The organism is Gemmatimonadaceae bacterium (assembly GCA_035606695.1).
GTDB lineage: Bacteria > Gemmatimonadota > Gemmatimonadetes > Gemmatimonadales > Gemmatimonadaceae > JAQBQB01.
This window is the reverse complement of record DATNEW010000050.1, coordinates 269,925-276,117: the sequence shown is the minus strand read 5'-3', so window position 1 is coordinate 276,117 and position 6,193 is coordinate 269,925. Positions and strand designations below refer to the sequence as shown.

The following is a 6,193-nucleotide window of genomic DNA, read 5'->3' as shown; positions in this document are numbered from 1 at the left end:
CTGGCGTCATCGGGCGTCATCGGGCGTCATCGGGCGTCATCGGGCGTCATCGGGCGTCATCGGGCGTCATCGTTGCGCTCACTCACGAAATGATACGGGGGCCACGGTCCAGTGAAGTCGAAGCGAAATCCATTTGGTGTGTGTCGCGCGACGAGCGTTGTTAGAGTTTTCTGAAATTCTTCGATCGCATTCGGCTCGACGAGAAACGCCGCGTTCAGCACCATGGTGCCGCGTTCGGCCGAGGGATCGCCGGCCGTGACGCGCGGAATTAGCGAGCGCACGACGCCGTCCGGCCGCGCATGCGGCGCGAGCGCGGCGACGATCTCGTCGGCGATACGCTGCGATACCAAGCGCATCTCCGCCTTCTTTTCCGCATCGAGCTTCCGGTCGAGGAGGTAGCGCTGTCCGGGCGTCGCGTCGCGCGCGATCGCGGCCAGCTCGCGAAGGCGCGGACTCAGCTCCTCCACCGCGATCGAGAGCTCGGCCTCCACGCGATACATGCGCAGCGCATACTCGCGCGCCGCACCAATGCGCGAGAGAACGGACGCCACCTGCGCGCCGCGCTCGCGAAGCATTGATTGCACGGCTTCGCGTCCACTGAACATCGAGAACATCGGCAGGGGGATCACCGCGCCGCGATCGCTCGCCCACGTCAGCACGCGATCGTGCGCGACGGCGCGCGGGCTGAGCCACTCGATGTCGCCGCTGCGCGTCTCGAGATGCGCCGGCGCATAATCATCGCCCTGAAGCACCGACACGAGCGCCGCCACATCGTCATGCACTTCGAGCGCGACCGACGTATCGTCGAGACCGGCGGGCGCCGACGTTCCGGCATTCGCCGACGGGACGATGCCATACACGTACCACAGCGCGTTGGGTGCGTTCGATGCCATGCTCGGTCGTCAGGATTGCGTGTGCGTCGAAAATATTCGCCACGAGTGCGACCACGCGCGAATGGCGGCGGCGCCGATGGGCGGCGGAGCGATTTCCTCCGCGAAAAACTGTTGCGCGACGACCGTTGCTGGAAGAGGGTCGGGCACGTTCGTGACACGATTCCACACCAGCGCCGCGACGTCGATCCCCCGCGATTGGATCGCCCTCGAGAGTCGTTCCGTCTCGGCACGCACGATCGGCTCGTCCAGCGCAACGACGATCACGCCGCAGCGCTCGCGGTCGTGCAGCAGTGCATCGAGCGCGCGCGTGCGCTTGGCGAAGCCGAGCAGGTCCTGTGCGGCGTCGCCGAGTGGCATTGCGTCTCGATACTTGAGCATCAAGCGCATGAGACGGTGCGTCCAATCCAGCGCGATCGCCGGCATGTCGAGAAGGCGCAACAGATGTCCCGTAGGCGCCGGGTCGACGACGACGCAGGCAAAGCGCTGCTCGTCGAGTGCGTCGCCCAGGAGCGAGAGCGCGAAGAGCTCGTCGATCCCGGGCGGCGCGAGCGCGAGCAAATCGCGGAGAATGGCGCGATCGTGCTCCACGTCGACGCCGCGGCCGACGAGCGCGGCAAAGAGGTCGTCGATGCGCGTTCGATACTCGTCGCGAATGCGCGCGAACGCGGCGCCGGCATCCATCTGCCGAACGACCAGACCGGGCACGTCCGCAATCCGACTCTCGACGTCAGAGCGCGCCCAAGCGGTGCCGGACTCGCCGAGTGCGTCGGCGAGGGACGCCGCAGGATCGGTGGAGACGAGCAGCACGTCGCCGATTCCTTTCTCGGCCGCCGCGATCGCGATCGCGCACGATACGGTGCTCTTGCCGACACCGCCTTTGCCGCCGACGATGGTCAGCGTGCGTGCGGCTGGCATTGCCGTGACCGTATCATGTGCGTCGGGCGCCTCGACCATCGGTAGTTGCCACCGCGGTATCTCGACGTGCGGCACCGATGCATCGAGCACATCGCCGTCCGCGCCGGGAGGCACCGCGTTTACGACGATGGCGGCTACGCGAACGCCCAGCGCGCGCAAACTCTCGAGATAGCGCCCCGATTCGGCTTGGACCATCGGCTCGAGCCGCGTGACGAGTACCGCCGCGAGCGATGACGCGTCGGCGAGCGTTGCGCGAAGGCGATCGATGCGCTCGCGCATGTCGTCGAGAAACGCATCGGCGCGATCCCGGCGGTAGCGATGCGTGAGCGCACGCACCATGAACCGATGCTTACCCTGCATGAGGTCGAGCATCGACAGCAGCGCGCCAAAGGTGTCCGGCAGCGCGAGCAGCCGCAGCGTATGGCCGGTGGGCGCGGTGTCGACGACGATGCGCGCGTAGGGTGTCGCCGGGTCGGCGAGCACGTCGGCGAGTGCGAGCAGCGCGAAAATCTCGTCGGCGCCGGGCAGCGCCGCGTCAACCAAACCATCGACGTCCGCGCGATCGAGATACGTGCCTCGATCGACGATCTCCGCGATCACGTCGCGCCATTGTCCAAGGAAATCACGACGCAACACCGCGGCGTGGAGTTGCCACGCATCGAGATGGCTTCGCACGTGTGAGATCTCGCTGCCAACCGGTGCGCCGAGCGCATCGGCGAGTGCGGCGGCGGGGTCGGTGGAGAGCAAGAGCGTTGTCTCTCCGCGCGCCGCGAAGTCGGTCGCGACACGTGTGGCGCACGTCGTCTTACCGACGCCGCCCTTTCCGACGAGCAAAGTTGTGCGGGGGAGACGATCGAGCAGGCCCGAAAGGCGGCTCACCAAGAGACCGTTCTACGATGGCTCGTCGTCGTCTCTCGCGACGCGTACCGGGCCGCCGCTCGTCGCTTTGCCGAATCGTTCGCGCCACGCGCGCACCTCGCGCAGGCGGGCCATGAGTGCGGCTTCCCGCTCGACGTATTCATCGTCGGTGATGTCGCCGAGCTCGAGTTGCATCTGCAGCTCCATGAGCTCCTGCTTCACCGGCGCGTCGTCGGTGAGCTCTTCTTCCGCGACTTGCACGACCTTGTTCAGCGACCAGCGTATGCCGGCCACCGGACCAGTCACCGGGAAGAAGAGAACTTTGCTGAGGAGACCCATCGCCCTAGTCGGCTTTCTCCAATTTCAATTTGATGTTCACGAAGTTGTACGGCGGCCAGGGGCCGGAGTACTTGAACGACAGCACGTCTTCATACTTGCGGCTGGTTTCTTTCACGCGCTCGTCGAAGGCGGCTTCCTGGGCGCGATTCACCAGGAACGCCGCGTTGAGAATCATGCGGTCGCCGATGGGCTTGTTCGAGCGGCTCGCCACGGCGACCGGCTTCAACGCGTCGTGAATGTCGGCGACATAACGCGCGCTCATCTCCTCGAGCGCACCCTCGATCAAGCGCCCCAACTGCATGCGCGCGAAGTACGTCGAGCTGGCGGTGTGCCGGCTGATCTCGTCCTTCAGCCGCCGGATCTCGTCGTTGTCCTTCTCCAGATTCGCCACCACTTTCTCGCGGTCCCACAACACTTTGAGACCGAATTCGATCTTGTCCTGCATCTTGTCGAGCACGTCGCTGAACGCCTGATATGTCGAGCGCAGCAACTCGGTGACGTCGTCTTCGGAGCGAAAGACGGTGCCGAAGGACATCGGAATCACGGTGTGCTCGCGCATCACGGTTTCGTTCACGAACTCGTGCGCCAAGACATTGTCGCGCGTCGGATCGTAGATCACGATTGGCGTATCGCTCACGACCGCCGCGAGATCGTGAAACGCGACCGTGAACACCCGCTGGCCGCCGCCGATCCCGATCGCGCCAAAATCGCGCTGCCGCTCGCTGCGAATGATGCAATAGACGTATTTGCCGCCGTCATTCGCGCTGGGCGTGAGCGATTCGTTTTCAGCCGTCGTCTGATCGGGCATAGTGTCCAATATATGCCCGGTGCAAACCTCGGCCAGTCAGCGGCCCCTTACATCGCTTACGCGGCCTGCGCCGCTCGTGCGGTTCGTGCGCTCAGGCGAAGACGCGCTTGCGCGACACCGCCGGCCAGAGCTCGGTCTGCGGCAACTCTCCCTCGAGCTGGCTGCGCACGCGGCCCGCAATTTCTTCGACGGCGTTTGGATCGGCCACGAGATCATACTCGCGCACATCCAGGGGAAGCACCGCACAATGGCGGAACCGGCCAATCCAATCGGCGTATCGCGCGTGCAGGGACGCCCAGTATTCGGCCGACGCGTCCTTCTCTTTCGGCCGGCCGCGCGTGGCGATGCGTTCGGTGATGACGTCGAGCGGTCCGTGCAGATAGATCAACAGGCGAGGCGGACGCGCGGCCGGTGAATGCAGCAGCTCGGCGTACAAGCGGCGGTAGAGCTGCCATTCATCGCTCGTCATGAGCCCCTGCTCGTGCAGGCCCCGCGCAAAGATTTCTGCATCCTCGTACCAGGTGCGGTCGAGCACCCAGCTACCGCCGAGTCCGCGCATCCGGCGCATGCTCGCGAAGCGTGTCGCGAGAAAATGCAACTGGAGATGGAGCGCGTACGCGCGCATCTCGTCGGGACCGCCGTAAAAACTCTCGAGCCACGGATTGTCAGCGTCGACGCTCTCGAGAGCCAACTGCAGGCCGAATCGCGCGGCGAGCGCGCGCGACAGAGTCGTCTTACCCGTGCCGACCATACCAGCGACGCCAATCAACATGGCTCGCAAGGTAAGAATCACGTCCCGATTTTGAAACGGTTATTCGCGTCGTGCAACTAAGCGTGAGAGTTCCGCGAGAGATTCAACCAAATGTGAGGTTGCCCGTCGCGGCGTCGAACGTCACGGCGATGGAATCGAGCGGGCGACTCGCCGGGCCGACGATCACGGCGCCCGTATTCGCGAACACCGAACCGTGGCACGGACACTCGAAGCGGTTATTCGTGACCTGCGTGTCGCAGCCCTCGTGCGTGCACACCATCGAGAAGGCGTGAAAGGTCGACGGTCCGGTGCGAATCACCGCGCGCGAACCGCCGACGTCGACGAGCGTCCCCACGTTCGCGAGCGCGGGAAAATCATTGACGTTGATGCTTCCACCAACCTGTACGGTTGCTTCGCTCGGACCGATCTGGCCGTCGCCGCATCCTTCGGCCAGGGCGAGCGCGGCGGCGGCCATCGCGGACTTGGCGAGAAATGCGCGGCGATTCAGGCAGTCATGACAAGACATGGCAGGATCTCAGAGCGTGATGAACGCGGTATTCCACTGCGCTTCGTCCTCGTCCTGCTGATACAACTTGTCGAGATTCGCCACGATCGACGCGCCGTCCTTGCGCACCGCGAAGCGATCCAGCCCGCGCGTGGCGCGGCCGCTGTCCTTGATGTATTCACCGTCGCCGAGATAGCGCGAGTGGTGCTTGGGACACTCGAACTGCGAATCCTTCGCGGACCAGCGCACCGCTGTGTTCTGATGCGGGCACGCGAGTGAATACACGTACACCTTGCCTTGCCACCGCATGAGAATCGTTCCGTTGTCCCGATCGATCTGCGCGCCGTCGGCCGCGGGAACGGCGTAGCTCTTGTCTTCTCGGCCACCCGACAGCGCGCTCACGAACTCGATCGGCGCCGCGGCGGCGATCGAGGGCGCTATTCCGAGCGCGGCGAAGATCGCGCCGGCGGCGAGCGCCGCGTCGCGAAGAAATGTCCGCCGCTCGACGAGCGGACATTCACCGCAGTCGTGTGCGTCGTCGCCGCGAATATGTCGTGCATCCACCATGCGTCTCTCTCCGAATCAGCCGCGCTCAGCCGCGATCAGCTGCGCACTACGAGAAATTCACCAGGGCGATCCCCAATGCCGTGATGATGAACCACAACGTCAAGCTCGAGACTGCCGTCCGATGCAGCGTTTGCCACGCCGCGGCGGAGTCATCGCCGCGTTCGATCACCGCCTCGGCCCGCGTCATGAACAAGCCGTTCACGAGAAGAATCACGACGAGCGCCATTTTGATCCAGAAAATCGCCGATCCCCAAAAGGTCTCGAGATCCGACGTCAGCAGCGCGAGGCCGCTGAGCACCACCACGACGAGTCCGGTGATCACCCACCGATGCACCGACGCGAGCTCACGCGTGTAGTGCGTCCGGTCGCTCGCCGCGATTCGAAGCGCGCGCAGCGTTCCCCGGTCCGCGGCGATCGCGAGACCGCCGGCCATCAGCAACCCGCCAATGTGCAGGAACTGGACGATCGTCTCCGCCGTCTTCGAGTGGCTGTAGAAGTCGTTCCACGGCTTGAGCAAGTCGACGAGCGAGGACGGAGGCGCGATCATGGGTCGATGT

The 6,193-nt window shown here is 64.8% G+C and carries 8 protein-coding genes; all 8 read right to left on the bottom strand.

The genetic code is table 11. The features are described 5' to 3' along the window. Positions 1-56 precede the first annotated feature (56 nt). Positions 57-893 (bottom strand): GvpL/GvpF family gas vesicle protein, encoded by an 837-nt coding sequence (locus VN706_25995; protein ID HXT19107.1) that lies wholly within the window; start codon positions 891-893, stop codon positions 57-59. A gap of 9 nt (positions 894-902) precedes the next feature. Further along, positions 903-2,687 (bottom strand): ArsA family ATPase, encoded by a 1,785-nt coding sequence (locus VN706_25990; protein ID HXT19106.1) that lies wholly within the window; start codon positions 2,685-2,687, stop codon positions 903-905. A gap of 12 nt (positions 2,688-2,699) precedes the next feature. Further along, a complete protein-coding gene (locus VN706_25985; GenBank protein HXT19105.1) occupies positions 2,700-3,005 on the bottom strand; it encodes a gas vesicle protein GvpG in 306 nt (101 codons plus the stop codon). 4 nt (positions 3,006-3,009) lie between these two features. Beyond that, on the bottom strand, positions 3,010-3,813 hold the full coding sequence (locus VN706_25980) for a GvpL/GvpF family gas vesicle protein (GenBank protein ID HXT19104.1): 804 nt from the start codon (positions 3,811-3,813) through the stop codon (positions 3,010-3,012). A 91-nt stretch (positions 3,814-3,904) separates the two neighbouring features. Further along, a complete protein-coding gene (locus VN706_25975; protein HXT19103.1) occupies positions 3,905-4,585 on the bottom strand; it encodes a deoxynucleoside kinase in 681 nt (226 codons plus the stop codon). Between the two features lie 82 nt (positions 4,586-4,667). Further along, complete coding sequence (locus VN706_25970; protein ID HXT19102.1) at positions 4,668-5,090, bottom strand: Rieske 2Fe-2S domain-containing protein; 423 nt, start codon at positions 5,088-5,090, stop codon at positions 4,668-4,670. A gap of 9 nt (positions 5,091-5,099) precedes the next feature. Next, on the bottom strand, positions 5,100-5,636 hold the full coding sequence (locus VN706_25965) for a Rieske 2Fe-2S domain-containing protein (GenBank protein ID HXT19101.1): 537 nt from the start codon (positions 5,634-5,636) through the stop codon (positions 5,100-5,102). A 46-nt stretch (positions 5,637-5,682) separates the two neighbouring features. After that, positions 5,683-6,183, bottom strand: coding sequence for a hypothetical protein (locus VN706_25960; GenBank protein ID HXT19100.1), 501 nt, complete (start codon positions 6,181-6,183; stop codon positions 5,683-5,685). Positions 6,184-6,193 lie beyond the last annotated feature (10 nt).